The organism is Stenotrophomonas sp. 86156_Sma, assembly GCF_056481625.1.
Window position 1 is genome coordinate 483,944 of the sequence record NZ_CM151157.1, and the last position, 25,904, is coordinate 509,847.

The following is a 25,904-nucleotide window of genomic DNA, read 5'->3' on the forward strand; positions in this document are numbered from 1 at the left end:
AACGGCCCTTCTACGGAGTCAATGCCCGCATTGGCGGCCCGGCCGAGGCGTCGTCGCCTGTGCAGGCGATGTCATGGCGACCGGCGATTCCATCACGGTCGCGATAGGGGCCCGCCAATAGCCTGAAAGCCTCCCCTTCCACAGGAGCTCCCATGCCTGCTTCCCGCATCCGCCTGCACGTTGAAGACACCGGTGGCGACGGCCGCCCGGTCATTCTGATCCACGGCTGGCCGCTGTCTGCCGATGCCTGGAAACAACAGGTGTCGATCCTGCGCGATGCGCAGCACCGGGTGATCAGCTACGACCGGCGCGGCTTCGGCCGCTCCGACAAGCCGGCCGAGGGCTACGACTACGACATGCTGGCGGCGGACCTGGCCGGGTTGATCGAGGAGCGTGACCTGCGTGATGTCACCCTGGTCGGCTTCTCGATGGGCGGCGGTGAGGTGGCGCGCTACGTGGCCAACCATGGTCAGGAGCGCCTGCACAGCGTGGTGTTTGCTGCTGCCGTGCCGCCGTATCTGCTGCGCAGTGATGACAACCCGGATGGCCCACTCACCCAGGAAAAGGCCGATGAAATGCGCAGTGGTCTGGAGAAGGATCGCGAGGCGTTCTTCGATGGCTTCACCCGCGATTTCTTCAGCGCCCATGGCCAGTTGATGGTGACCGAAGAGACGCGTCAGGCGGCAATCGCGCTGTGCCATCAATCCGACCAGAACGCAGCGCTGGGGTGCATGAAGGCGTTTGCTATCACCGACTTCCGCGAAGACCTGAAGAAGATCACGGTGCCGACCTTGATCCTGCACGGTGACAGCGATGCCATCGTGCCGTTTGAAGGTTCTGGCCAGCGCACGCACCGAGCCATTCCGGGCAGCGAAGTGGTGATCCTTGAAGGCGCGCCGCATGGCTGCAACACCAGTCATGCTGATCACTTCAATCTGGCGCTGTTGAACTTCCTGAAGCAGTAAGCTGCGGCCATGCGTGAACCGAAGACGCCCCCGTGGAAGAAGCCCAATCCCAAGGGCCAGACGTCGCAGCCGTTGTCGCCTGCGCAGAAGGAGGCAGCCCGGCAGCGTGCGGAAGAGAACGGGCGGCGTTATCCCAATCTGGTGGACAACATGTGGGCCGCGAAGCTGCCGCGCGGAACGTGATCTGTAGAATCGAGCCATGCTCGACGCTGCATGGTGCCCATCCACGCATGGCGTGGATCTACTGCAACAGCGGCCGAGCATGGGCTCGGCTCTACAGGTCGGCCAGCGGCTTCCAGCCGGGTTCCAACCAGGGTGAGATCTCGCGCTGGCGGACGGTGATTGACTCCGCCGGCAGCCCCGCCAAGCGCGCAAGCTCCGCACGCAGCCGTGCGGCGTCCACCGGCACGGCCGTAGCCACCTGCAGGCGATCCCCCTGATGCCTCACCTGTACCGGTAGCGTGGCGTGCGCATCATGCTCGCCGCCGGTGCGTCCGATCGGGTAGCGCATCGTTACCGGCCGCGACAGTTGCGCCAGTGCTGGCTGCCAGGCCTGCAGTACGAGGGGCTGCCCGGCAGCGGGAACATGTACTTCAGCAATCGTAGCCGGGTAGCCGGTGATGCTCTCGACCATGACCTGGAAGCGCGCGCCATCCGGCACGACCAGCACGGTGGCGATCAACGTGAAGAGCGAAACGAACACCGCTGCGAGGTTCCAGCTACGCGGCGCGGAGGCCGGGCGCGTTGCGGTACGCAGACCTGGCTTGCGCCGCAGCTTGCGCGCGTAGATGCGCCGCTCCTTCCTGCGCGGGCTGCTGCTGTGCTCGGGCAGGTTCAAGGGAACCCGTGGAAGGCGCGCCACGCGGGCCTTGATCAGGCGCGACAGCAGCATCCACGCGATCACGAACGCCAACAGCGGAAGCAACGTTCGCACCCACAGATACAGCGTCACCATCCACAACACCTCTACATACGACCATCCATGCTCATCCACATCCTACCGGGACCGCGCGCCGGTTGTCGTATCCGCCAGCCGACAAGCACAGGGCGCTTGGTTAGGATGGTCCTTTGTTGTCATGGATGAACCGATGGTCTCTGCTGCTACCCGCTTCTGTCGTATCTGTGGTCCTGGCCCGATCCTGCTGGCACTGCAGGTGGTGGCGCTGCTGGCAGTCGCCCTTGCAGTCGGCTTCTTCCACTACCGTGTGGGACTGCTGCTGGAGCCGGTGGATGATGCATGCGGTGGGCCCGACCCTGTGGCGCGCATGCAGGTGGCCGAACAACTGCTGGCGCGGTCCACTGCGCTTGCACCGTGGCAACCCTTGCAGTGGATTCCGATGGCGGGCGTGGTACTGGCGCTGCTGGGCGCGATGTCGATCAGCGTCTACCGGCTGGGCCGCCTGTCGGAACGCCTGCGACGTGCCAACTGGGGGCTGATGGCGCTGCACGCCGCGATCCTGGCGCTTGCCCTCAGGGCATTGCATCTGTACGACCTGGCATGGACCGGCGTGGCCAAGTTGTCCCCAGCGGCGTGCCTGGTGGAGCTGGGCGAGCAGGGCCGGTTGCCGCTGGCACAGGCGCAGCAGGTGGTGTTCGAGATTCTCACCCATGAGCATGCACCGCTGCTGCGCAACCCCGATGATCTTGCCCTGGTGCTGGTCGCGTTGATGCTGATGGCGATGGCTGCGGGATTCATGTTGTGGCGGGCGATCGTGCGCGAACGTCAGGTGCAGTCGCCCGGCCCATAGCGGGTGTGGGGCCGGCCGCGCGCCCGCAATCGCGCTAGAGTCAGCACTTCACCCCTGCAAGGATGTGCTGATGCGTTGGTTGCTGCGTGCTGTGCCATTGCTGCTGTGTTCGTTGGCGGTGCACGCCGCCGAGGTGGATCGCCGGATCGCGATGACCATCGACGACCTGCCGTGGGCGCGGGTGGACGAGATCGTTCCGCCGGACCTGCAGTCGCGGCACGAAGCGCTGATGGCCCAGCTTCGCCAGGCGGGTGTGCCGGTGGTCGGCTTCGTCAACGAGAACAAGCTTGAGATCAACGGGCACGTGCAGCCCGCGCGGGTGCAGATGCTGCGCGACTGGCTGGACGCCGGGTATGTGCTAGGCAACCACACGTATTCGCACATGGATCTGAACGCCAGGGGGGTGCCTGCGTTCCAGCAGGATTTTCTGCGTGGTGAAACGGTGCTGCGGCCGCTGCTGGCCGAGCGCGGACTGAAACCGCAGTGGATGCGCCATCCCTATCTGCGTGCCGGACGCACACCGGAAGAACGCGCGGAGATGGACGTGTTCTTCAAGCAGCACGGCTACCGCGTGGCACCGGTGACGGTCGACAACGGGGAGTGGGTATGGGCGTTTGCCTATGCCAACGTGATGAACGAGCAGCCCGATTCCCCGGCGCGCGAGGCGACGCTGGCGCAGCTGCGCAAGGGCTATGTGCCGTACATGCTGAACAAGCTGGACTACCACGAGAAGCAGTCGCAGGCACTGCTGGGCTACGCGCTGCCGCAGGTCTGGCTGATGCATGCCAACGAACTCAATGCAGCCACCTTCGCCGAACTGGTGGCGGCGACGAAGCGGCGCGGCTATCGCTTCATTTCACTGGATGAGGCGATGCGCGATCCTGCTTACGCGCGCGGCGCCGAGGGCTACAGCGGTCGCTATGGCCCGAGCTGGCTGCACCGCTGGGCGATGGCCGAGAAGAAGCCGAAAGACTTCTACGCCGGTGAACCGGAAGTGCCGAAGTGGGTGATGAAGCTGGCGAAGGTTGACTCGGAATGAAGCTCAGCGCTTGACGGCCAGCACGCCGTCAAGCGCCAGCTCGGCCTTGAAACCGGCCTTTTCCAGGCGCTTGGCCACTTCGCGTGGCACGTCGCGGCCGCTGGTCAGCTTGTTCGGCGCGCCGGTGTAGTGGAACAGGCGCCCGCCCTTGCGGATGACGCGGGCGAGGTGGTCGTAGAACACCTGCGAGTACAGCTCGCCGGCGATGCCGAAGCGCGGCGGGTCGTGCAGGATCGCGTCGACACTGTTGCTGGCCACCTGTTCGATCTGCTGCGAGACGTCACCGTGGCTGAACTGCAGGCGGCCCCCGGCGGCGGCCGAGTCCGGATCCGGCGACCACGGGTTGAGCGTGCGCAGCCACATCACGTCGGCGTTCTTTTCGAACGAGCGGATCTGGCCGACACCGGCCTCCAGCGCGCAGGCGGCGAAGTAGCCCAGGCCGCCGCAGGTATCGAGGATGACTTTGCCGGACGGGGCGACCAGCTCGACCTTGCGGCGCGCATCCTCGAACGGTGACAGCTTGGAGGTCGGCAGCATCTTGATGCCGTCGATCTCGAAGGTCGGTGCGCCCCATCCGGTCGGCACCAGCTTGATCAGCGAACCGCTGTAGCGCGAGATCGGTGCGAAGTCCTCGCCGTCCCAGTAGTACAGCGTGCGGTCCTTCAGCTTGCCCGGCCACGGGTAGCGTTGGCCACGGAAGTGGAAGCCGTCGGCATCCAGCACCACGCTGTCCTGACCGCGGCCAAGGTCGAGCGAGCCCTGCCATTCAGCAGCACCCTTGTCATGGGCACGGCGCAGGGTGTCAGCGCTGTCGCGGGTCAGCAGGGGGCCGGTGTAATGGGGCACGGCGGGTACCGGGGCGGTTCGGGGGAGGGCATGGTACCGCAGCTGTTGCCGGGGCCACGTGTGGCTGCTGCAGTAGATCCACGCCATGCGTGGATGTAGTCGGGTGGAGCCGAGCGAGGGCTCGGCGCTACCGCTGGCTGGTGCAGCTGTAGCCGTGTGTGGTCCCTTCCCCCGAGAGCATGCCGACGCCACGCGACGGCTGCATGCCTACACGGGCGCACGACCGACGGTGGACCTCCTGGGTTTCCGGTGGCTGCCGATCAAAGTCGTAGCGCAGGCTGCCGTCTTCCTGCATCAGCCAATGCACGGTAACGCGCTCATGGCGACCATCACCGAGATCCCAGTCCAGGGTGCGCATGATCAGGGTCTGGCCATCGGGCAGCTGCCAGACTTCGTCATAGGCACCCTGGGTCTTCGGCGCGCTTACCGCAAGCAGCAGAAACAGCAGCATTGGCATCGCTCCTCAAAGAGGACAGGATGTGCCCATATTGCCCTGAGCCGCCATCAGAATCATTGCGTCTTACGGGCACTTGACCGCATACACCGGCCCGGCTCCGATCAGCATCAACGCCATGTAGTCACTGTCGCTGGCCTTGCCCTTCAGCGTCGCGCCCTTGTTGAAGTGGAAGATGCCGAAGCCACCGGCCATGCGGATCAGGGCGCTGTCGATCTGATCGGCGTCGTCGCGGAAGTAGCGGCTGATCTCGCTGCGGGTGGCCTTGTGCAGGGCATTCGGCTCGCGCTGCCACTGCTCGCCACGGCTGAAGGAGACGAAGTACTGGCCGCCTTCCTTGTCGATGCGGAAGTCGGCCGGTTTGCGCGCACTGGTGGCAAAGCAGCCCTGCAGTGGGTCGGCGGAGAAAGGAAGCCCGGCATCACCACTGCAGGCGGTGAGCAGCAGGAGGGCACCGGGCAGCAGCAGGCGGAGCGTGCGCATGGGATGTCCCGACGGGGCAGGTGCGGCTAGTGTAGGCAGCACACGGGCGTGGTCCGTACAGAAATTCGGCAAGGACACAGGGGTTTTCGGATGGCGAAGGGCAAGGCACCGTGGTGCGGCGTGGCGAGTTGGCTGGGGATCGTGGTGGGCTGGGGCGCGGGCAGCCTCGCTGCGCAGGCGGCGGTGGCCGCAGGCGGCAATGGCATGGCTGCGGGATTGGGCGTGGGGGTGCTGGGCGCGGCGCTGGTGGGCTGCGGTCTGGCGGTGGCCTCGCGCGTGCGCGGCGAGCGCTGGCCGTGGATCGGCATCGGTGGTGCAGTGCTGAGCGCGCTGCCGCTGCTGATGTACCTGTTGCGGATGATGTTGAAGCTCTAGCGGTAGTGCCGGCCGCTGGCCGGCACCTGCAGGTTGTGTGCGGCGTTCATGGGGTTGCCGGCCAGCGGCCGGCACTACCCGGCGTGGATCATGCGCTGCGGTGAATCTCCACCGTCACGTGCACCAGCTCCTCATGAATCGCCAGCGCGTTGCGCACGGTATCGGCATCCAGACTGACGTCGCTGGTGACCACGCTGGCGCTGACCGCGTACTTGCCGCGACCCACCTGCCAGACGTGCAGGTCGGCCAGGCGTGCCGGCCACGGGCCCTGTTCGATTACCTCGCGCACTTCGGCCACCACCGGCGCATCCATCTGCGCGTCGAGCAGGATGCGGCCACTGTCGCGCAGCAGGCCGATCGCCCAGACCGTCACCAGCACGGCGCCGACGAGGCCCATCACCGGGTCCAGCCAAGTCAGGCCCAGCAGCTTGCCGCCAAGCAGGGCGACGATGGCCAGCACCGAGGTGGCGGCGTCGGCCAGCACGTGCACGTAGGCCGAGCGCAGGTTGAGGTCGTGACCGTGCGCATGGCCGTGATCGTGGTCGTGCCCGTGCCCGTGCCCGTGCCCGTGCCCGTGATGATGGTCATGGTCATGCCCGTGGTGGTGGTGCGCGTGGCCCGGGCTGTCGTGCAGCCACCAGGCGCAGAGCAGATTCACGCCCAGGCCCACCGCTGCAATGGCGATGGCTTCGTCGTAATGGATCGGTGCCGGCACCCAAAGCCGTTCCAGCGATTGCACGGCCATCAGCGCGGCGACGCCAAGCAGTGCGATGGCGCTGGTGTAGCCGGCCAGGATCTCGATCTTCCACGTACCGAAGGCAAAGCGCGGATCGTGCGCGTAGCGGCGCGCGCAGCGGTAGGCGAACACCGAGAGGCCCAGCGCCAGCGCGTGCGAACTCATGTGCCAGCCGTCGGCGAGCACGGCCATGGAGTTGAACCACCAGCCGCCGACGATCTCCACCAACATCATGCTGACGGTGAGCCACAGGGCGCGGCGGGTGTTGCGTTCAGCCAGCGGGTTGCCGTCGTCGAAGCGGTGTTCGTGGCGACGGGCGGCGGCGAGGGCGTCCAAGTGCATGGCGGCGGGAGCTGGAGTGGATACCCCCATAGGGTATATGATCCCGCCATGGCCCATGTACACAAGAATCGAAAGCAGCTGCTGACCCGGGTACGCCGTATCGCGGGTCAGGTGGCGGCGTTGGAGCAGGCGCTGGACAAGCCCGAGGGGGAAGCGGGGGACTGCGCGGGCGTGCTGGTGCAGGTCGCCGCGGTGCGCGGTGCCGCCCACAGCCTGCTGATGGAGTTGCTGCACGAGCATCTGCAGGAACACGTAGTGGGTGCCGATGACCCGCAGCAGCGGGCGGACGAGGCTGCGGTGCTGGTGGAGCTTCTTCGCCGCTACGGCAAATAGCAGGGGTAGTGCCGGCCGCTGGTCGGCAACTGCAGGTTGCGTCCGAAGCTCATGCGGTTGCCGGCCAGCGGCCGGCACTACCCGTGGCGTCCGAAGCTCATGCGGTTGCCGGCCAGCGGCCGGCACTACCCGTGGCGTCCGAAGCTCATGCGGTTGCCGGCCAGCGGCCGGCACTACCCGCGGCGTCCGAAGCTCATGCGGTTGCCGGCCGGCGGCCGGCATTACCCGTGCCGGTGCCGCGCGTTCCAGATGTGCGTGGCGGCCAGCAGCAGGCTGCCGGTGACCGTCATCGGTGTCTCCCAGTCGTGCGAGGGCAGCGCCAGCGCGCCGGCCAGCAGCAGGCCGAGCCCGGCGCCGGCGGTGGCCCAGGCCAGCACGGGCAGTGGGTGGCGGCGCTCGGCCCGCCACAGCGCGTAGCCGGTCAGTGGCAGGGCGATGGCCACGAACAGCAGGTGGACCCATTCCGCTTCGGCCCAGGTGCCGAACAGCGGCAGCGCGGCGGCAAGCAGGGGCAACGCCAGGCAGTGCAGCAGGCACAGGCTGGACAGGGCGACCGCGCCGGCATCGAGCAGGGCGGCAGAAGGCGACTTCATCAGGGGAGGTTCCTTGCGCGGCAATTGTTATACAGTAACATTTCCGTTCCGCAGCCAACCCGCTCCGACATGAACACTGTTTCCCGCGCCGACCGTCGCCTTCCGGTCACCGTGCTGTCCGGCTTCCTTGGGGCCGGCAAGACCACCCTGCTCAACCAGATCCTGCGCAACCGCGAGGGCCTGCGCGTGGCAGTCATCGTCAACGACATGAGTGAGGTCAACATCGATGCGCAGCTGGTGCGCGAAGGTGGCGCCGAGCTGCGCCGCACCGAAGAGACGCTGGTGGAGTTCAGCAACGGCTGCATCTGCTGCACGCTGCGCGATGACCTGCTGCAGGAAGTGCGGCGCCTGGCCGACGCGGGTCGTTATGACTACCTGCTGATCGAGTCGACGGGCATCGGTGAGCCGATGCCGGTGGCGGCCACGTTCGCGGTGCGCGACGAGCACGGTTTCAGCCTGAGTGACATCGCGCGGCTGGACACGATGGTGACGGTGGTCGACGGCAGCGCGTTCCTTGCCGACTTCGGTTCGACCCTGCGCCTGGCCGAGCGCGGCCAGCAGGCCGGGCCGGACGATGATCGCGGTGTGGTCGACCTGCTGTGCGAGCAGGTGGAGTTCGCCGACGTGATCGTGGTCAGCAAGATCGACCAAGTGGATGACGAAGTGTTGCAGGACACGCTGGCGGTACTGCGTGGCTTGAACCGGGATGCGAAGCTGCTGCTGTCCAGCTTCGGTGATGTGCCGTTGGCCGAGCTGCTGGATACCGGCCGCTTCGACATGGAGCGTGCGCAACGTGCGCCGGGTTGGGTGAAGGAGCTGCGTGGCGAGCACACGCCGGAGACCGAGGAATACGGCATTGGCAGCTTCGTCTACCGTTCGCGGCGTCCGTTCCACCCCGCGCGATTCGCCCGCGCGCTGCAGTCCGGCATGCCCGGCGTGATCCGCAGCAAGGGCTGGTTCTGGCTGGCCAACCGCATGGATTGGGTAGGCGAGTTGAACACCGTGGGCGCGGCGACGCGGACGCAGGCGGCGGGCTTCTGGTATGCCGCGCGCGACCGCGTGCGTGCCGGCCTGGAAGACACCGCACCGTTGTTGCCGCCGACACCGCTGCCCTACAGCGACCTTGGCTGGGCACGGCAGCAGGCCGACTGCTGGAGCGCGCCGCTGCCGGGGCTGGAAGAGTTTCCGGATGCAGCCGCGCACACGGCGATGCAGCGGCTGTGGCACCCGTTGTGGGGTGATCGGCGCCAGGAGCTGGTGGTGATTGGTGTGCACATGGACGAGCGCGCGGTGCGCGCGGAACTGGATGCGTGCCTGCTCAATGACCAGGAGCTGCGGGCGGGGCCACTGCTGTGGCAGCAGATGCCACAGGCGTTCCCGGTGTGGAAGCGCTGATGGTGCATTGAGGTTTCCTGGGCTGCCGGCCAGCGGCCGGCACTACCCCGGGTCGATACGCCATGCGTGGATCTACAAGGCGTCGCGCCATTGCCAGGCGTCGCCGGTGACCTGCAGCACCTGGGGCGGCCGCAACGCCTGCAGCAGGTGCCGGTCGTGGCTGACCATCACCAGTGCGCCCGGCCATGCCGCAAGCAGTTCTTCCAGCGCCTGTAATGCACTGAGGTCCAGTGCATTGCCGGGCTCGTCCAGCAGCAACAGTTGGGGCGCGGGATCGGCGTACAACACGCTGGCCAGTGCGCCCTTCACCTGCTCGCCATCGCTGAGGCTGCTGGCGGCGCGCTGGATGCGCTGTGCGTCCAGACCCAACAGGGCCAGGCGCGTGCGCAGCTCCCCGGGGTCGGCACTCGGGTTGGCGGCCTGCACGCTGTCGAGGATGCTGCATTCGCCGGACAGCCCCAGTAGCTGCTGGTCGAGCAGGGCCAGTGGCGCATGCCGTTGCACGATGCCGCTGCGTGCAGGCCGCTGGCCGGCCAACACACGCAGCAGGGTCGATTTGCCGCTGCCGTTGTCACCGACCACGGCAATGCGCTGGCCGCGGCGGATCTCAAGCTGCAACGGGGCACTGCAGCCATGTGGCAGGACCAGATCCTGCGCCTGCAGCAGGCGTGCGCTGCCACGTTCCCCATCACCGGAAAACAACGCCAGCTCTGGCGCGAGCTGCACCGCCGACGCCGCTGCGCGCAGCTGCTCTGCACTGGCCTGCAGGCGTTCGGCCTGCACCTGTTGCGCGCGCCCATGACTGGCTTCGGCGCGCTGCTTCTGGCGGCCGAGCAGGATCGGTGCCTGGTTGGCCTGCTTCGCATCGCGGTTGCCGCGTGCCTGGCGTTGCTGCTGGCGCTCGCGCTGTTCGCGTGCACTGCGTTGCTGCTGCCGATGCTGCGCACGTGCATGGTCAAGCTGGGCGGCGGCGGCTTCACGTTCGGCGGCGCGCACTTCGGCATAGTGCTGCCACGCGCCGCCATAGCGATGCAGCCCGCGCCCATCGAGTTCGACAATCTGCTGCATGCGGCCCAGCAACTCGCGATCATGACTGATCACCAGCAGGCCACCGCGCCACTGCTGCAACTGTTCGTACAGCTGTTGGCGATGACGCGCATCAAGGTGGTTGCTGGGTTCGTCCAGGATCAGCCAGTCGGCACCGCTGGCCCACGCGCCGGACAGTGCCACCTGCATCGCCTGGCCGCCGCTGAGGCGCGCAGCAGGCTGGGCGTGATCGAGATCATCGGGCAAGCCCAGCGCCTGCCACTGTTGCTGCAGGCGTTCGCGCAGGTCCCAGCGCTCGCCTAGGCAGGTGAAGTCGGCCTCATCGACGCTGCCGGCTTCGATGCGTGCGAGCGCGGACAGCGCTTCACCCACACCGGCCAACTCACCCACGGTGCCGCCGGGTGGATAGCCCGGTGTGAGCAACAGGAACACGCGGCCATTGCCACGCACCTGGCCACTGTCGGGCGACAGCCGGCCGGCCAGCAGGCGTGCGAGCACGCTTTTGCCAGCGCCATTGGCACCGACCAGGCCGGTAGCAACCGGTTCGAAGGAAAACGTCAGATTGGAAAACAGCACACGGCCGTCGGCCAATCGATACGACACGCGATCGAGCGTGAGGGAATACGGGGTCATGCGACCTCCATGGATGCCGGGTTCTCCCCTGCGCGCAGGGGCGGGAAGAGTCAGGCCGTCTAGTGGGAAGACGGCGGCATCAATGGCGCATTGGTCGCGAGCCTCTGGGAGGGATGAGGGGAGATTATACCGCCCGCAGGGCATGCGAATTGTAGAGTCGAGCTTGCTCGACTGCTTTTGAGGAGCAGTCGAGCAAGCTCGACTCTACGTGGCACGGCCATCGAGCGCGGATCTACCGGTCTACGGCACGGTTTCCAGGCGCGCGCTGACGAAGTCGATGAATACCCGCAGCTTCGGGAGTACGTGGCGGCCCGACGGCCACAGCAGGTGGAAGATGCCGCAGGAGTGCACATGCTCGTCGAGCACGGTCAGCAGGCGTCCATCGGCCAGTGCATCGCGCACCGAGTGCACCGGCACGAAGGCCAGGCCAATATCGCGCAATGCAAGCGCCACCCGCGCTTCGATGGTATTGGCCACCATGTGTACCGGCAGTTCCTGCGGTGTTTCATGGTCGGGCCAGTGGATCGGCCACAGTTCCAGCTTGCCGGTGCTGGGGAAGCGATAGTGCAGCAGCGTGTGCTGCATCAGATCGGCCGGCGTGCGCGGCGTGCCGCGCCGCTGCAGGTACGCCGGCGAGGCGACGATGCGGCGTGGGAACACGCCCAGGCGTCGTGCGTTCATGCGTGAGTCGCTGGGCTCGCCGACGCGCAGCACGGCATCGAAACCCTCCTCGATGACATCGACCAGGCGGTCGCTGAAATCCAGATCGAGGCGGATGTCCGGATACGCGGACATGAACTCGGCCATCAGTGGCAGGGTGAGATCACCCACCAGCGGCAGACCGATGCGCAGCGTGCCACTTGGTGCGGCATGCGGTTGCGCCAGCTCGGTGCGCGCGGCATCGCGCTCGTCGAGGATGCGCCGGCAGCGTGCCAGGAACAGCTGGCCCTCGGCGGTGAGGGTGATGCTGCGCGTGCTGCGGTGGAACAGGCGCACGCCCAGTGCCTGTTCCAGCCGGGCAACGCATTTGCCGGCGGCCGAGGCCGAGATGCCCTGCAGGCGCCCGGTCTCGACGAAGCTGCGGGTGTCGGCCGCGTGCACGAAGGTCTGCAGATTGGCGAGGTTGTCCAGGACTGACATGGGCGTGCGGGCAATGAAAGCGGCAGGGTAGGTCGGCGCGGCAGTAGCGGACGGCTCCGCCATCGCAACACTGTGGTGCGAAGTGGTGTGGAGCCCGTTGCGGCCTTGCAGTTCCGGCCATCATGCCGATTGCGGACTGCACGGTCCATGATGCCCGGAGCCGCAACCGGCTTTTTGCACGAGGGCGTGGTGCCTAACGTGGCGGGCCTCTCCCCACGGATCACCGCGATGAACGCTGTTCCTTCCCTTGCACCTGCGCCGACGCTGCCGTCGGTGCAGCGGCTGCTGCAGCAGGTCCACCCACAGCGCCTGGTCGGTACGGTAGTGCTGGTGCGCGAGCACGGTGTGCTGCGCCACGCCAGCGCGACCGGGCTGGCCGATCGCGAGTCGGCCAAGCCGATGCAGCGCGATCAGTTGTTCCGGCTGGCATCGGTCAGCAAGCCGCTGTTGACCACGGTGATCCTGCGCCTGGTAGCCGAAGGCGTGCTGGACCTGGATGCGCCGGTACAGCGCTGGCTGCCGGACTTCCGCCCGGCGCTGGCCGATGGCAGCACGCCGCCGATCAGCCTGCGCCAACTGCTCAGCCACAGCAGCGGGCTGGGTTACCGCTTCCTCGAAGCCGATGCGGATGGCCCGTACGCACAGGCCGGCGTCAGCGATGGCATGGATGCGAATCCGCTGACGCTGACCGACAACGTGCATCGCATCGCGCAGGCGCCGCTGTTGTTCGCGCCGGGTAGCCAATGGTTGTACTCGTTGGGCGTGGACGTCGCGGGCGCCGTGGCTGAAGCCGCGACCGGTGAAACGCTGCAGGCACTGTTCGAGCGCTTGTTGGCCGCGCCACTGGGGCTGGCCGACACCGCATTCGCGACCACCGATGCCGCGCGGCTGGCCACGCCGTATGTGAGTGACACGCCGCAGCCGCATCGCCTGCAGGAAGGCGAGGTGGTCGCTCCATTCGAGGGTACGGTCGGCATCGAGTACAGCCTCGCCCGTGCTACCGATGCCAGCCGTTTCCCTTCGGCCGGTGCTGGATTGATTGGCAGCGCCGACGAGGTGATGGCGGTGTTGGAGGCCTTGCGCGATGTGCAAGCTTCGAATCTGTTGCCGCCCGCGCTGGTGGCGGAGATGGCCAGCCCGCAGGTGGGCGAGCAGGGGCCGCCGGAACCGGCCGGCTGGGGCTTCGGGTTGGGCTTTGCGGTGCTGCGCGATGCCGCCGCCAGTGGCACACCGCAGAGCGAAGGCACCTGGCGCTGGGGCGGTGCCTACGGCCATAGCTGGTTTGTCGATCCTGCGCGTGGGCTCAGCGTGGTGGCGCTGACCAACACCCTGTACGAAGGCATGGATGGCGCCTTCGTCGATGAACTGCGTGACGCGGTCTACGCCGATCTGGAGGCTGCGCGATGAGCGGCCATGCCATTGATGCGGCCAGCCCGGCCGGTGAAGCCACGCGCCTGCCGTGGGCGGGGCTGCTGGCGCTGGCCGGCGGCGGCTTCATCACCCTGCTGACCGAAACCCTGCCGGCCGGTGTACTGCGGCCGATGGGCGAGAGCCTGGGCGTGAGTGATGCGGCGGTGGGCCAGCTGGTCAGCGTGTACGCGCTGGGATCGGTGATGGCCGCACTGCCGATGACCGCGTTGACCCAGCGCCTGCCGCGACGCCCCTTGTTGCTGGCCGCCATTGCCGGCTTCGTGGTGGTCAACACGCTGACCGCCGTGAGCAGCAGCTATCCGCTGATCCTTGCCGCGCGTTTCCTGGCCGGTGTGAGTGGTGGCCTGCTGTGGTCGCTGGTGGCCGGCTATGCGGCGCGCATGGTGGTGCCGTCGCTGCAGGGCCGGGCAATCGCGGTGGCGATGGTTGGATCGCCGTTGGCGCTGTCGCTGGGTGTACCGGCGGGCACGTTGCTGGGCCAGCAGATCGGCTGGCGCTGGGCGTTCGCGTTGATGAGCGTGCTGGGGGTCGGCCTGCTGGCGTACGCGCGCTGGGCATTGCCGGCGTTGCCGGCGGCCGCGGCCGGTCAGCGCACGTCGTTGGGTACGGTGTGGCGCATGCCCGGCGTGCGCAGCGCATTGGCGGTGATGGTGCTGTACGTGCTGGCGCACAACGTACTGTACACCTACATCGAACCGCTGGCGGTGGAGGCCGGCGCCGGCCCGTGGCTGGACCGCCTGCTGCTGGCCTTCGGCGTGGCTGCCATCGTTGGTATCGGCATTGCCGGTTGGGGCGTGGACCGTCATCTGCGCACGCTGGTGTGGGCGGCCGTGATCGGCTTCATTCTTCCGGTGTCGGCCCTGCTGTTGTGGCCAGGACAGGCCACACCGCTGCTGCTGGCAACGATCCTGTGGGGCGTGGCGTTCGGGTCGGTTGCGACCCTGTTCCAGACCGCGCTCGCACGCCGTGCCGGTGCTGCCGCCGACCTGGCGCAGTCGATGCTGGTGACCGGCTGGAACCTGGCGATTGCCGCCGGTGGCGTAGCAGGCGGTGTGCTGCTGCAGGCCAGTGGCCCGAGCCAGCTGGGATGGTTGCCGTTGCTGCTGCTGGCGGTGACCGTGGTGTGGCTGCTGGCACGGCCGAAGGCCTGGGCGTAGGCGCAGACCAGACGTTACCGAGGTGCCGGCCAGCGGCCGGCACTACCGTGGTCCACGCCATCCACGCATGGCGTGCATCCACCGAGCGCAGCGACCCGCGTTTGCTTTTGCTTTTGCTTTCTTCTGTTGATTCCGTGGTGGGACGCCGCCGCAATGTGTCCGTGGCCGGGTGGGTGGGTTGCGCAGGGGCGTGAGCCGCATGGATGCGGCGACCGAGCTTACATGGACGTACTTGCAGCGCCCCCTGCGCGACCCATCCACCCGGCCCCAACTGATGGATCCACTGGGCGCGACCCATCACGAGGGGCTCCGCCGTTGGCCGTCCTACTCGATCCCCTCACGCTCGATCGGCACGCTGCGCGGATTCTGCATGTGCTCCCGCGCCGCGCCATAGCGCTGCTGCCGCTTGTGATGGAACACCACGAACTCATCCCGCGGCAGCGGCCGCGAGAACAGCCAACCCTGCGCGAACTCGACCTTCCGGGTATGCAGATACGCCAGCTGTGCCTCGGTCTCCACGCCCTCGGCCACCACCCACAGGCCCAGCTCCTTGGCCATGTCGATGATGTGCGGGGTTACCGGGCTGGTGGCGCTCTCGGTGTCGATCGCATCGATGAATGATTTGTCGATCTTCAACGCGTCCAGCGGCAGCTGTTCCAGGTACTGCAGGCTGGAGAAGCCGACGCCGAAATCGTCAATGGCCACGCTGTGCCCGGCCCGACGCGCCTGCGCCAGCATCGTGCGGGCGCGGTCCAGATCCAGGAAGCCGCGCTCGGTGGCCTCCATCCAGATCTGCTGCGGCAGGATGCCGCTGCCGGCCATGTGCTTGGAGATCATCTTCAGCGCACGGCCGCTGCTGATATCTTCGGCGGCCAGGTTGATCGCGATGTGCGCGCTGCGGTCGGCCACCAGCAGTTCACGCATGTCGCGCACCACGTTCTCGATCACCAGATCGGTGACCGCGCCGATCATGCCGGCCTCTTCGGCCAGCGGAATGAACAGGTCCGGCCGCACCTGGGTGCCATCCGGGCGCTGCCAGCGCACCAGCGCTTCGGCGCCGACGCAGATGCCGGTATCCAGCTCGATGATCGGCTGGTAGTGCAGGTACAGCTCGCGGCGGCGGATCGCTGTGGCCAGCTCGCCGCGCAGGGACAGGCGGCGACGCGACAGCCAGATCACCAGGCCGGCACCGGCAGCGGCCAGCAGAACGCCGATCGGCACGAACAGCCACGCCTGCTGGCGGAAGGTCGCGGCAAGCGCGGTACGCGGCATGGTCGCGATCGCCAACCACTCTTCGTTGCGGGCGGTGGCATACAGGGTGTGGTGGTCCAGGCCTTCATCGGGGGCGCGCAGCAGGGTCTCCAGCAATGCCGGATCCATGCCGTCCTGCCTGGCCAGGAGACGCCCATCGGGGCTGGCCAGGGCAAGGCGCACGTTCGGGTCGGCGATGACATCGACGAAGCGGCGCGGATCGACCAGCACGTCGTAGTTACCGTACAGGAACGACAGGACCTGGCGCCGTCCGCTGGCCTCGGGGCGCACATCCACGGCGATGCCGGCGCCATCACTGGTGACGTGGTCGGCCTTGGGCTGGTTGACGTCGGACAGGAAAGGCCCCCACGACGTACAGCGCAGCTTGCCACCCTCGAAGTAGCCCATCTGGTCGACCGACGGCGAGGTCATCACCAGCGTCTGCATGCGCCGGATATGCTCGGGCCCGCAGGCGTCGTGGGCGCTGGCCTCGGCCGACTGCAGTGCCGCCAGCGCTTCCTGGTAGGACTGGTCGGCGCGGCGCAGCGCGCGACCGGCGATGTCGCGCAGCCGCTGCTGCTCGACGCTGACTGCACGGTCCCAGGTGGCATAGGCCATCACCGCGATCGGCACGGCCGCGGCCAGCAGCGCCAGCGTGGTGCCACCAATGATCACGCGCAGCCGACTCAAGGCCGGAGCTCCAGCGGGGCGGGCAGGGCAGGGCACATGGTCGGGCCGATCCTTGGGCAGGTGCGGCTATCTGAGCATGACGCCGGGCCGGGCGGAATGGGACGAATCCGGTATTCGGTCACAATGTGATGAAAGCGACCATGATTGACGCAATCGGGCCGTCCAGTGCTGGCGCTCCGGGCCGGGGAGGACTAACGTCGAACGCTTCGCCCGCCCCAGTGCACGCCCATGACCGAGCCCGCAACGCCCCCCGAGCACCTGCGCCGCAGCCTGTCCAACCGCCACCTGCAGCTGATCGCCATCGGTGGTGCCATCGGCACCGGCCTGTTCATGGGCTCGGGCAAGACCATCAGCCTGGCCGGCCCGTCCATCGTCTTCGTCTACCTGATCATCGGCGCGATGCTGTTCTTCGTGATGCGCGCGATGGGCGAGCTGCTGCTGTCCAACCTGCAGTACAAATCCTTCATCGATTTCTCCACCGATCTGCTCGGTCCCTGGTCCGGCTTCTTCTGTGGATGGACGTACTGGTTCTGCTGGATCGTCACCGCCATCGCCGACGTGATCGCGATTGCCGCCTACGCGCAGTTCTGGTTCCCTGGGCTGGATGCCTGGATACCAGCACTGGCCTGCGTGCTGCTGTTGCTGGCACTGAACCTGGTGACGGTGAAGCTGTTCGGCGAGATGGAATTCTGGTTCGCGCTGATCAAGATCGTGGCGATCTGTGCACTGATCATCACCGGCGCCGGGCTGGTGGCGTGGGGCTTCACCTCGCCCAGTGGCCACACCGCGTCGTTGTCGAACCTGTGGAATGACGGCGGCATGTTCCCGATGGGACTGGTCGGTTTCTTCGCCGGTTTCCAGATCGCGGTGTTCGCTTTCGTCGGCATCGAGCTGGTGGGTACCACCGCCGCTGAAACCGCAGACCCCGAGCGCAACCTGCCCAAGGCGATCAACTCGATCCCGGTGCGCATCATCATCTTCTACGTGCTGGCGCTGATCGCGATCATGGCCGTCACCCCGTGGCGCCAGGTGGTGCCGGACAAGAGCCCGTTCGTGCAGCTGTTCGTGCTGGCCGGCATTCCTGCCGCGGCAAGCCTGATCAACTTCGTGGTGCTGACCTCGGCCACGTCCTCGGCCAACAGCGGCATCTTCTCCACCAGCCGCATGCTGTACGGTCTGGCCGAAGAGGGCCACGCACCGCGCGGGTTGTCGAAGTTGTCGCGCGCCGCAGTGCCCGCCCGTGGCCTGCTGTTCTCGTGCCTGTGCCTCCTGGGCGGCACGTTGCTGATCTACCTGATCCCGAACCTGGTGACCGCCTTCACCCTGGTGACGACGCTGGCCACCGTGCTCTTCATCTTCGTCTGGTCGCTGATCCTGGTGGCCTACATGGCCTACCGCCGCCGCTACCCGGAACGCCACGCCGCCTCGATCTTCAAGATGCCCGGCGGCGTCGCCATGTGCTGGGCCTGCCTGGTGTTCTTCGCCGCCGTGCTGGTGCTGCTGAGCCTGCAGGCCGACACCCGCCAGGCGCTGGTCGCCAGCCCGGTGTGGTTCGTGCTGTTGGGCGTGGGGTACTGGGTGCGGCGGAGGGCGGCAAAATGACCGGGAATGCGGGGGGCGGCAAGGCCGAAATCGGGAACGTCGGTAGAGTCGACTGTTAGTCGACTGCTCTCCCCTGGGCTACCGGAAAACCCCGCGCTGCGCGCGATAGTCGACTCTACCGCCGCCGGCGCCGGCGCCGGCGCAGGTGCAGGGCGCAGCCCTGCCGACCCCCATTCACCCAGCATTAGCGGGCGCGGCCGGATGATCCGGCCGCCATGTTCCGTCGCCCTCTCCTGCTTGCGCTGTTGCTGCTGCCCAGCCTGTGGCCCGGGCTGGCCGCCGCGCGCACCGTCTACCGCTGCGTGCAGGGCAACACCGTCAGCCTGGCCACCGCGCCGGAACCCGGTTCACGCTGCACCCCGAAGGAAATCGACGACAACGCCATCCAGACCCCGAATCTGTGGGGCAACATGGGCGTGTTCAGCGGCGTGCTGTACGAGCGCGAGCAGGATGGCGCGCTGGTCTACTCCACCCGCAACCTGCCCGGCTCGCGGGTGTTCCTGAAGTTCACCATGGCCACGCCGCCGGGTGAACCTGCCCACGAAGGCCTGGGCAAGGTGGGCAAGCCGCAGCTGGCGCAGCATGCCAAACAGTTCAAGGCCGCCGCCAAGGCCACCGGCGTGGATGATGCGTGGCTGCGCGCGATCGCCCATGCCGAAAGCAACTTCGATGCACTGGCGGTGTCCAGCAAGGGCGCACAGGGCGTGATGCAGTTGATGCCGGACACCGCGCAGGAGTACGGGGTGAATGATCCGTTCTCGCCGCAGCAGTCGATCGATGGCGGCGCCCGCTACATGCGTGCGTTGCTGCGTCGCTACAACGGTGATCGGCCGCTGGCAGCGGCCGCCTACAACGCCGGCATCGGCGCGGTCACCCGCTACAAGGGTGTGCCGCCCTATGCCGAAACCCTGGCCTACGTGGACAAGGTGATGGCCCTGTACGCACGCTACCGCGAGGCGATGGGCATCCGTACCGAGGTGCCGGCGCGCTAGGCGGGTGGTGCTGCACGCACGTGGTTCTACATGGGAGCTTGCTCAGCGCGAGGTGGAGGTGCTGACCAGTTCGTAGCGTTCGATGCGGCCCAGGCGGGCAACCTCGGCCTGCACGTCGGCGCGCTGCTTCAGCGCACGCCAGGCCGCATCGATCTTCACGTCGCCGGGCAGCGACGGATAGGTGCGCATGTCCTGCAGGCTGGCCAGCGTTTCACCGCGTTCAACGGGTGAGCGCAACTGTTCGATCAGCACGGCAGCTGCGCCGTCGAGATTGCCCTCGTCCAGCAGCATCTCGCGCTGGAACAGGCGCGCGCCATCGCCCTGGGCCAGGATCGCTGCACGCGCGGCCTGTTCGGCCTTGGCATCGCCACGTTCACGGGCGGCAACGAACTGCAGCAGTGCCTGGGCCGCCTTGCCGTAACCGGCCAGGCCCGGCATGTCATTCACTGCCGTGGCGGCATCCTGCATGCGGCCCAGCGAACTGAACACGAAGCCGACGTTGAACTGGTGCTCGGCACCATCGGGGCCCAGTGCACCGATGCGTGCGGCCAGCTTGGCTGCCGCCAGCGCATCCTCGTTGCGACCCAGCCGGCGCAGCGCCGTGAGCCGGCTGTTGAGCAGCCATGCCACCCATTCGGCCTCTGCCGCCGAAGGCGCCTCGCCTTCGGCGGCCGCAGCGGCCATGCCATCGGTCAGCGCCAGCACTTCCTCGTTGCGGTCCAGCATCAGCAGCGTGCTGCTGAACTCGGCCATGCGCGCGTCCAGCGCCCGGTCGAGCAGGCCGGAAACCCGCAGTTCGTCGAGGTGCTTCTGTGCAGCCTGCACGGGATCAAAGCGCGGGTTGGCGCGGTCGACATAGGGATCGAAGCGCTTGTCACTGCGCAGCCGGATGATTTCGGCGGGCGCGGAGATGCGGGCCAGGGTCGCGGGGATGGCCTCGCCACGGCCGTTGTCGGCCTGCAGCGTGGCCAGTGCCAGCCACAGTCCGGTGGGTTCCAGACCGCCGCTCTTCCAGCCGTTGTCGAACAGTGCCTGCAGCAGTTCCATACGCTGCTGCGGCTGGTCCCGCAGGCGGAACTGCAGGTAGTTGATCGCGTGGTGGTCCACCGGCAACGGCGCGTCGGCATGCTTCAGCGCCTGCACCAGGTGCTTGGTGGCAGGCGCCGGTTGGTTCTCGGACAGTTCCACCGAGACCAGGGTCAGCAGGATCTGCGCATCGTCCGGCAGTGCCTCCTGCGCGCGCTGCAGATAGCGGCGAGCCTGGTCCGGCTTCTTCTGCACCATCGCGGTCCAGCCGGCCACCTGCGCGGCGCGGCCGCGATGTTCAGCATCGAAGTCATCCAGCATCGGATCTTCCATCAGCCGTTCCATCGCGATCAGTGCGCCCAGCGTGTTGCCACTGCGTGACTGCTGGATCGCCTCATCCCATCGCGTGGCATAGGCCTGGTGCATCGCATCGGCGGTGACTGACGGCTTCTGTGGTGCCACCGAGATCGAGGCGGAGGCCGGCGTGCTGGCCAGTGCGGCCACCAGCAGGGCGGCGAGGGGGAAGATGCGGGGCATGGAGGATCTCCATCCGTGGGAAGAGCATTGAACCCGCTGTAGCCAGGGAGAACAAGCGCGACGCATGGAACTCTGGTATCCGGCAGTACGTTTGGCCTTGGCGGATCCTGCGTTCAGCGTCTATTGTCGGTGCCTCTTCAGACAGCAGGCAGGCAGCACAGCACGATGGCACGGTGGCAATGGATGGCGGCAGGCGTAGCGTTGGCGACCGTAGTGGCACTGGCCGCGACCTGGTGGGAGACGCCGCTGCATACGCCGGCTGAACCGGCAGGTCCGGTTCCAACGCCGCTGGCGTGGACCGCGCAGATCGAGCCGCTGGCCGGCGATGGCCACCCGGGTGACCGCGATGGCGCGTCCGCGCAGGCGCGTTTCGCCGATCCGTACGCGTTGCTGCGCAGTGCCGATGGCAGCGTCTATTTCACCGATGCCGGTGACAACAACCGGATCCGTCGTCGACTTCCCGATGGCCGCGTTGAAACGGTGGCCGGGCAGGGCGAGGGGCGCATTGATGGCCCGGCACTGCAGGCCAGTTTCAATACGCCCTCGGGCATCGCCGCCGACGCGCAGGGCAACCTGTATGTGGCCGACACCGGCAACCACGCGATCCGCCGTATCGGCACCGATGGCCAGGTGACCACGCTGGCCGGTGGCGAACAGGGCTACGCCGATGGCCCTGCCGCGCAGGCGCGCTTCGATGCACCGATGGGCATCGCGGTGGACGCGCAGGGCCAGGTCTATGTGGCCGACACCTTCAACGACCGCATCCGGGTGATCGGTACCGACGGCAACGTGCGTACCCTGGCCGGCGGCGAGCGCCCGGGGCTGGCCGATGGCCTGGCGGGCGATGCACGCTTCGATACACCGGTGGCACTGGCCTTCGATGCGCACGGCGCGCTGCTGGTGGCCGACCTGTTCAACAACGCGGTGCGTCGGGTCGGTGCCGACGGCACGGTCAGCACGCTGCTGGGCGATGGCGGCGTGATCAATGGGCCGCTGTCGCTGGCCACCACGCACGACGGCGTGCTGTACGTGGGTGACCTTGATGGCCGCATCGTGCAGGTAACACCGCAGGGCCACCAGATCGCGCTGGTGGGCAACGGCCGCCTGCCACGCCTGGCCCGCCCCAGTGGTCTGGCGATGGATGCCGATGGCAGCGTGCTGGTCGCCGATTCCGCCAGCTATCGCCTGCACCGCCTGCGCCCGCTGCCGGTGGGTGACCTGCCGGCACCGGCGCTGGTCGGGCCCGCTGCCGATGCAGCGTTGCCGGACACCGGTGGGCGCTGGCCATTGGCACCCCAGGATGGCTGGCATGAAGTGGTCGGCACGCTGGGCGAGGTGCGCGGCAACTTCAAGGGCGAGAGCCGCCACCACCTGCACGGCGGTTTCGATGTGCGCGGCGATGTCGGCCAGACCGTGCTGGCAATCGCCGATGGCAAGATCAGCAGCCCGGTAGCGGCGTGGAGCCTGGGTGGGCAGGCCGAGGGCCTGGCGGTGGACCGCCTCAAGTACATCCACATGCGGGTCGGCCGCACACCGCGCGACCAGCCGTTCGATGCGCGCTGGCAGGCGCTGTACGACGAACAGGGCAAGCTGGAGCGGATGCGCGTGCGTCGCGGCACGCGCATCCACGTCGGCGATCGCCTGGGCAGCATCAACAACCAGGCGCACGTGCACCTGGCGGTGGGCACCGGCGGCTTCGAAACCAACGCCGTGGCGCTGGGTTTCCATAACTACGCCGACCACTTCGCACCGCGCATCACCGATGTGGCGCTGCTGGACGACAACGACCAGCCACTGGCGGCGGGCAGCGACGGCGTGGTGATGCTGGCGCGGCAGGGACGTGGCGTGCAGATCGTGGTCGAGGCCTGGGACCAGGTCGACAACAACCTGCCGCGGCGCCGGCTGGGCATGTACCAGGTGGGCTACCAGATCCTCGATGCTGCCGGGCAGCCGCTGCAGGGCTATGAGCAGCCGCGCTGGAACATCGTGTTCAACCGCATGCCGCCGCAGACCGAAGCGGTGCGCGTGGCCTACGCACCGGACAGCGGCATCACCGTGCATGGCAGTGCGGTGACCCGCTTCCGCTACCTCGCCACCAACACCGTGCGTGATGGCCTGATGGAAACCGGGCGCTGGCAGCCGGCGGCGCTGCCGCCGGGCGAGTACATCGTACGCGCCAGCGTGCGCGACTACAGTGGCAACGAAGGCGTGGGCCCGCGCGAGATCAGGGTACGGCTGCTGCCATAGCCGCAGCCGGGGCGCCGCAGCGTTCGCGCTCGGCGTCCATGTCTTCCAGCGGCCGCACCTCGATGCTGCCGAAGCGCGCCCAGGGGAAGTCGCGGGCGATGCGCATGGCTTCGTCGCGGTCGCGGGCGACGATCAGGTTGAAGCCGGCCAGCAGTTCGCGGGTTTCGGCGAACGGGCCATCCAATACACGGCTGTGGCCATCGCGCACGCGCAGGGTCTGCGCGGTGTCGACCGGCTGCAGCTTCTGCGCGGCCAGCAGCGTGCCTTCCGCCTGCAGTTTGTCGGCGTGGGCGAGGCAGTCGCGCATCAGCGCGTTGAATTCTTCGGTGGGCAGGGCCTGCAGCAGGGCAGGCTCGATGTAGATCAGAAGCAGGTACTGCTGCATGGCACGGTCCTGGCGGGGGCGGGGTGTCCATGATGGCGCAGGTTTGCCTGCCGGCATGCTGCAGCGCGAAAGGCCGCCTGCGGCGGGCGATCGGCGAACGGCGGAGCCCCTCCGTGGTGGGTGGGTTGGTCGCTGAAAGCTGGGTTTCAGAGCGTGGGTCGGGCGGGTGGGATTGGCGGGGACGCCGTGAATCCGTCCCTGGAGGCTTAGCCGCGCCATCCATGGCGCGGATACCCCGCCAATCCCACCCGCCCGACCCCTGACAGATTCCGGTCGCCGACCCACCACGGGAAATCAACAACAAGAGCAAAAGCGGGTCGCTCCGCTCGCAAAGCCGAGGTCGCCAGCCACCCGCTGTTGCTGTTGCTGTTGCTTCTGCCTTTTTTCTTGATCTTCCCGTGGTGCGTGCCGGAGGCAGGTAACTGTCCAAGGCCGGGTGGGGAGGCGGGGCAGGGGCGTGAGCCGCATGGATGCGGCGACCGAGCTTACATGGACGTACTTGCAGCGCCCCCTGCCCTGCCTCCCCACCCGGCCAAATCCATGAACCGAGCTTTCAGCGACCAACCCACCCCACCACGGAGGGGCTCCGCCGTTCGCCGACCCCCGCCGAAGGCGCGCTTTCCACGGAAGAAATAATTTTCAAAAGACGTGTCGATTCCCAGCCCCCTGGTTCGTTGTACCCAGTGAAGGGCACGCACCACGCGTCCCCACGGGAGACCGCAATGAAAGTGATGGTGATCGTGAAGGCCAACGCCGACTCCGAAGCCGGCCGCATGCCCAGCGAACAGGAATTGTCCGAAATGGGCGCCTTCAACGAACAACTCGTGGCCGCCGGCATCATGCTGGCCGGTGAAGGCCTGCATGCCACCCAGCGCGGACGTCGCATTCATTTCGGCAGTGGCGCGCCCAAGGTCGAGGCCGGTCCGTTTGGCCCCGCCGGCGACCAGATCGCCGGCTTCTGGCTGTGGGACGTGCGCTCGCTGGACGAGGCCGTCGAGTGGGCCAGCCGTGCGCCGTTCGGCAGTGGCGGCACCCTCGAACTGCGTCCCTTGATCTCCGCTGAAGACTTCGGCGAAGCCTTCACCCCCGAATTACAGCAGCAGGAACAGCGTCTGCGTGCACAGCTGGAAGGTTGACCCGATTCAATTCCGCCGCCGGGCATGGCCCGGCGCTACCCCCCTGAAATCCACGACGGAGCATTGCCATGAAATTGATTCCCTTCCTCGGCTTCAGTGGCCAGGCCCATGAGGCGATGGCGTTCTATGCCAAGGCACTCGGTGGCCAGGTCACTTCGGAAATGAAATACCGCGACATGCCGCCCTCCGATGGTTCGCCAGGCTGCAACGAGATGCCGCCGGAAACCCTGGACCACGTCGCGCACAGCCAGCTGGAAATCGGCAGTGCCATCGTGATGGCGGCCGACGGTCCCGGTGGTGGCGAGGGTGGTTCGACCACCATCAATGTCGACGTCGACAGCATCGAAGAAGCCGAACGCGTGTTCGCGGCGCTGGCCGAAGGTGGCCAGGTACAGATGCCGATCGCCGAAACGTTCTGGGCGCACCGCTGGGGCATGTTGATCGACCGCTACGGCAAGCCGTGGATGGTCAACTGCATGAAGCAGCCCTGATCCCTCTTCTTTTCATCCACAAGGAGCTTCACCGATGAGTGCACCGCAACCGCAGATGATCTTCGTCAATCTTCCGGTGAAGGACCTGGAGAAATCCAAGGCCTTCTTCACCGCGCTGGGCTACAGCTTCAATCCAACTTACACCAACGATGACGCGGCAGGCATGGTCATCAGCGAGCGCATCTACGTGATGCTGCTGACCCAACCTTTTTTCCAGCAGTTCACCAACAAGCCGATTGCCGATGCGCACACCCACACGGAAGTGATCAACGCACTCTCGGCACCCAGTCGCAAGGCAGTTGACGAGTTGGTGGACAAGGCACTGGCCGCCGGCGGCAGCGAACCGCAGCCGGCGCGCGACCTGGGCTTCATGTACCAGCGCGGCTTCCAGGATCTGGATGGCCATCTCTGGGAAATCGCACACATGGACGGCGAGCCGGGCTGACGGCCGCCGCAAGGGAGAACCCTCATGGCTTACGTGGATGCTTACGTGCTGCCGTGCCCACAGGATAAGGTGGCCGCCTACCGCCGCCTTGCCCGCAAGGCCGGCGCGGTGTGGAAGGACCATGGCGCGCTGCAGTACATGGAATGCGTGGCTGACGATGTGGAACCGGGAAAGAGCACGTCCTTCCCGCGTGCGGTCAAGGCAAAACCGGGCGAAACGGTGATCGTCGCCTTCGTGGTGTTCCGTTCGCGCGCGGCGCGCGACCGTATCAACGCGAAAGTGATGGCGGACCCACGGCTGGCGTCGCTGGGCCCGAAGGACATGCCGTTCGACACCAAACGCATGTTCTGGGGCGGCTTCAAGCCGATTGTTGAAGCATGAGCCA

Annotated in this window: 27 protein-coding genes; 16 read left to right on the plus strand and 11 right to left on the minus strand. The window is 67.2% G+C overall.

The annotated features are described in order from the left end of the window. Window positions 1–152: 152 nt before the first annotated feature. Window positions 153–965 carry an alpha/beta fold hydrolase gene (locus ACZK33_RS02165; protein WP_423174634.1) on the plus strand — a complete coding sequence of 271 codons (813 nt, stop codon included), beginning with the start codon at window positions 153–155 and terminating at the stop codon, window positions 963–965. 9 nt (window positions 966–974) lie between these two features. After that, on the plus strand, window positions 975–1,148 hold the full coding sequence (locus ACZK33_RS02170; RefSeq protein WP_189720502.1) for a hypothetical protein: 174 nt from the start codon (window positions 975–977) through the stop codon (window positions 1,146–1,148). 91 nt (window positions 1,149–1,239) lie between these two features. On the opposite strand, the gene ACZK33_RS02175 is transcribed toward ACZK33_RS02170, so the two are convergent. After that, on the minus strand, window positions 1,240–1,920 hold the full coding sequence (locus ACZK33_RS02175; protein ID WP_423174633.1) for a hypothetical protein: 681 nt from the start codon (window positions 1,918–1,920) through the stop codon (window positions 1,240–1,242). 133 nt (window positions 1,921–2,053) lie between these two features. On the opposite strand from ACZK33_RS02175, the gene ACZK33_RS02180 reads away from it, so the two are divergent. Together ACZK33_RS02180 and ACZK33_RS02185 are read left to right on the plus strand one after the other, a co-directional pair. Continuing rightward, window positions 2,054–2,713, plus strand: a complete 660-nt coding sequence (locus tag ACZK33_RS02180; RefSeq protein ID WP_182267155.1) for a hypothetical protein — start codon at window positions 2,054–2,056, stop codon at window positions 2,711–2,713. Window positions 2,714–2,783: 70 nt separating this feature from the next. Beyond that, the gene (locus tag ACZK33_RS02185; protein WP_423174632.1) at window positions 2,784–3,752 is read left to right on the plus strand and encodes a polysaccharide deacetylase family protein; all 969 of its coding nucleotides are present in this window, start codon (window positions 2,784–2,786) and stop codon (window positions 3,750–3,752) included. Window positions 3,753–3,755: 3 nt separating this feature from the next. Here ACZK33_RS02185 and ACZK33_RS02190 read toward each other — a convergent pair whose 3' ends face one another. The 3 genes from ACZK33_RS02190 to ACZK33_RS02200 all read right to left on the minus strand — a co-directional run bounded on the left by ACZK33_RS02190 (window position 3,756) and on the right by ACZK33_RS02200 (window position 5,535). Further along, window positions 3,756–4,598 (minus strand): class I SAM-dependent methyltransferase, encoded by an 843-nt coding sequence (locus ACZK33_RS02190; protein WP_423174631.1) that lies wholly within the window; start codon window positions 4,596–4,598, stop codon window positions 3,756–3,758. Between the two features lie 127 nt (window positions 4,599–4,725). After that, the gene (locus ACZK33_RS02195) at window positions 4,726–5,049 is read right to left on the minus strand and encodes a hypothetical protein (RefSeq protein WP_423174630.1); all 324 of its coding nucleotides are present in this window, start codon (window positions 5,047–5,049) and stop codon (window positions 4,726–4,728) included. Between the two features lie 69 nt (window positions 5,050–5,118). Beyond that, window positions 5,119–5,535 (minus strand): hypothetical protein, encoded by a 417-nt coding sequence (locus tag ACZK33_RS02200; RefSeq protein ID WP_423174629.1) that lies wholly within the window; start codon window positions 5,533–5,535, stop codon window positions 5,119–5,121. Between the two features lie 90 nt (window positions 5,536–5,625). Between ACZK33_RS02200 and ACZK33_RS02205 the strand changes: the two genes are divergently transcribed. Then, window positions 5,626–5,910, plus strand: coding sequence for a hypothetical protein (locus ACZK33_RS02205; RefSeq protein WP_004139696.1), 285 nt, complete (start codon window positions 5,626–5,628; stop codon window positions 5,908–5,910). An 88-nt stretch (window positions 5,911–5,998) separates the two neighbouring features. Here the strand turns inward: ACZK33_RS02205 and dmeF are convergent, their stop codons facing one another. Continuing rightward, the gene (dmeF, locus tag ACZK33_RS02210) at window positions 5,999–6,988 is read right to left on the minus strand and encodes a CDF family Co(II)/Ni(II) efflux transporter DmeF (RefSeq protein WP_423175827.1); all 990 of its coding nucleotides are present in this window, start codon (window positions 6,986–6,988) and stop codon (window positions 5,999–6,001) included. Window positions 6,989–7,036: 48 nt separating this feature from the next. Here dmeF and ACZK33_RS02215 point away from each other — a divergent pair, with 48 nt between their 5' ends. Beyond that, window positions 7,037–7,321: a metal-sensing transcriptional repressor gene (locus ACZK33_RS02215; RefSeq protein WP_032130410.1), complete on the plus strand. Its 285-nt coding sequence runs from the start codon at window positions 7,037–7,039 to the stop codon at window positions 7,319–7,321. A 221-nt stretch (window positions 7,322–7,542) separates the two neighbouring features. Here ACZK33_RS02215 and ACZK33_RS02220 read toward each other — a convergent pair whose 3' ends face one another. Continuing rightward, on the minus strand, window positions 7,543–7,914 hold the full coding sequence (locus ACZK33_RS02220; RefSeq protein WP_014645760.1) for a MerC domain-containing protein: 372 nt from the start codon (window positions 7,912–7,914) through the stop codon (window positions 7,543–7,545). A gap of 69 nt (window positions 7,915–7,983) precedes the next feature. Between ACZK33_RS02220 and ACZK33_RS02225 the strand changes: the two genes are divergently transcribed. Then, a complete protein-coding gene (locus ACZK33_RS02225) occupies window positions 7,984–9,309 on the plus strand; it encodes a GTP-binding protein (protein ID WP_182267160.1) in 1,326 nt (441 codons plus the stop codon). Between the two features lie 72 nt (window positions 9,310–9,381). Here the strand turns inward: ACZK33_RS02225 and ACZK33_RS02230 are convergent, their stop codons facing one another. Together ACZK33_RS02230 and ACZK33_RS02235 are read right to left on the minus strand one after the other, a co-directional pair. Next, window positions 9,382–10,989 (minus strand): ATP-binding cassette domain-containing protein, encoded by a 1,608-nt coding sequence (locus ACZK33_RS02230; protein ID WP_423175825.1) that lies wholly within the window; start codon window positions 10,987–10,989, stop codon window positions 9,382–9,384. A 240-nt stretch (window positions 10,990–11,229) separates the two neighbouring features. Beyond that, window positions 11,230–12,129 (minus strand): LysR family transcriptional regulator, encoded by a 900-nt coding sequence (locus ACZK33_RS02235; RefSeq protein ID WP_032130406.1) that lies wholly within the window; start codon window positions 12,127–12,129, stop codon window positions 11,230–11,232. Window positions 12,130–12,357: 228 nt separating this feature from the next. Between ACZK33_RS02235 and ACZK33_RS02240 the strand changes: the two genes are divergently transcribed. Both ACZK33_RS02240 and ACZK33_RS02245 read left to right on the plus strand, forming a co-directional pair. Beyond that, window positions 12,358–13,536, plus strand: coding sequence for a serine hydrolase domain-containing protein (locus ACZK33_RS02240; RefSeq protein ID WP_423175791.1), 1,179 nt, complete (start codon window positions 12,358–12,360; stop codon window positions 13,534–13,536). Further along, a complete protein-coding gene (locus ACZK33_RS02245) occupies window positions 13,533–14,717 on the plus strand; it encodes an MFS transporter (protein ID WP_423175789.1) in 1,185 nt (394 codons plus the stop codon). Before ACZK33_RS02240 ends, ACZK33_RS02245 begins: the two co-directional genes overlap by 4 nt. Before the next feature lie 324 nt (window positions 14,718–15,041). On the opposite strand, the gene ACZK33_RS02250 is transcribed toward ACZK33_RS02245, so the two are convergent. Then, window positions 15,042–16,658 (minus strand): EAL domain-containing protein, encoded by a 1,617-nt coding sequence (locus ACZK33_RS02250; protein ID WP_423175787.1) that lies wholly within the window; start codon window positions 16,656–16,658, stop codon window positions 15,042–15,044. A gap of 228 nt (window positions 16,659–16,886) precedes the next feature. Here ACZK33_RS02250 and cycA point away from each other — a divergent pair, with 228 nt between their 5' ends. Together cycA and ACZK33_RS02260 are read left to right on the plus strand one after the other, a co-directional pair. Beyond that, window positions 16,887–18,260, plus strand: coding sequence for a D-serine/D-alanine/glycine transporter (gene cycA, locus ACZK33_RS02255; RefSeq protein WP_423175785.1), 1,374 nt, complete (start codon window positions 16,887–16,889; stop codon window positions 18,258–18,260). A 215-nt stretch (window positions 18,261–18,475) separates the two neighbouring features. Beyond that, window positions 18,476–19,252, plus strand: a complete 777-nt coding sequence (locus tag ACZK33_RS02260) for a lytic transglycosylase domain-containing protein (protein WP_125892404.1) — start codon at window positions 18,476–18,478, stop codon at window positions 19,250–19,252. A gap of 42 nt (window positions 19,253–19,294) precedes the next feature. Here ACZK33_RS02260 and ACZK33_RS02265 read toward each other — a convergent pair whose 3' ends face one another. Continuing rightward, window positions 19,295–20,815: a tetratricopeptide repeat protein gene (locus ACZK33_RS02265; RefSeq protein WP_423175783.1), complete on the minus strand. Its 1,521-nt coding sequence runs from the start codon at window positions 20,813–20,815 to the stop codon at window positions 19,295–19,297. Between the two features lie 165 nt (window positions 20,816–20,980). Between ACZK33_RS02265 and ACZK33_RS02270 the strand changes: the two genes are divergently transcribed. Further along, a complete protein-coding gene (locus ACZK33_RS02270; RefSeq protein ID WP_423175781.1) occupies window positions 20,981–23,062 on the plus strand; it encodes a gluconolaconase in 2,082 nt (693 codons plus the stop codon). On the opposite strand, the gene ACZK33_RS02275 is transcribed toward ACZK33_RS02270, so the two are convergent. Beyond that, the gene (locus ACZK33_RS02275; protein WP_004153945.1) at window positions 23,040–23,447 is read right to left on the minus strand and encodes a YciI family protein; all 408 of its coding nucleotides are present in this window, start codon (window positions 23,445–23,447) and stop codon (window positions 23,040–23,042) included. The two genes, ACZK33_RS02270 and ACZK33_RS02275, sit on opposite strands and share 23 nt — an antisense overlap. 722 nt (window positions 23,448–24,169) lie before the next feature. Between ACZK33_RS02275 and ACZK33_RS02280 the strand changes: the two genes are divergently transcribed. The 4 genes from ACZK33_RS02280 (at window position 24,170) to ACZK33_RS02295 (ending at window position 25,900) form a co-directional block, all read left to right on the plus strand. Further along, window positions 24,170–24,583, plus strand: a complete 414-nt coding sequence (locus ACZK33_RS02280) for a YciI family protein (RefSeq protein WP_100437770.1) — start codon at window positions 24,170–24,172, stop codon at window positions 24,581–24,583. A 68-nt stretch (window positions 24,584–24,651) separates the two neighbouring features. Next, window positions 24,652–25,074 carry a VOC family protein gene (locus ACZK33_RS02285; protein WP_005407887.1) on the plus strand — a complete coding sequence of 141 codons (423 nt, stop codon included), beginning with the start codon at window positions 24,652–24,654 and terminating at the stop codon, window positions 25,072–25,074. Window positions 25,075–25,108: 34 nt separating this feature from the next. Further along, complete coding sequence (locus tag ACZK33_RS02290) at window positions 25,109–25,519, plus strand: VOC family protein (RefSeq protein WP_423174430.1); 411 nt, start codon at window positions 25,109–25,111, stop codon at window positions 25,517–25,519. Between the two features lie 24 nt (window positions 25,520–25,543). Beyond that, the gene (locus ACZK33_RS02295; protein WP_032128771.1) at window positions 25,544–25,900 is read left to right on the plus strand and encodes a DUF1428 domain-containing protein; all 357 of its coding nucleotides are present in this window, start codon (window positions 25,544–25,546) and stop codon (window positions 25,898–25,900) included. Window positions 25,901–25,904 lie beyond the last annotated feature (4 nt).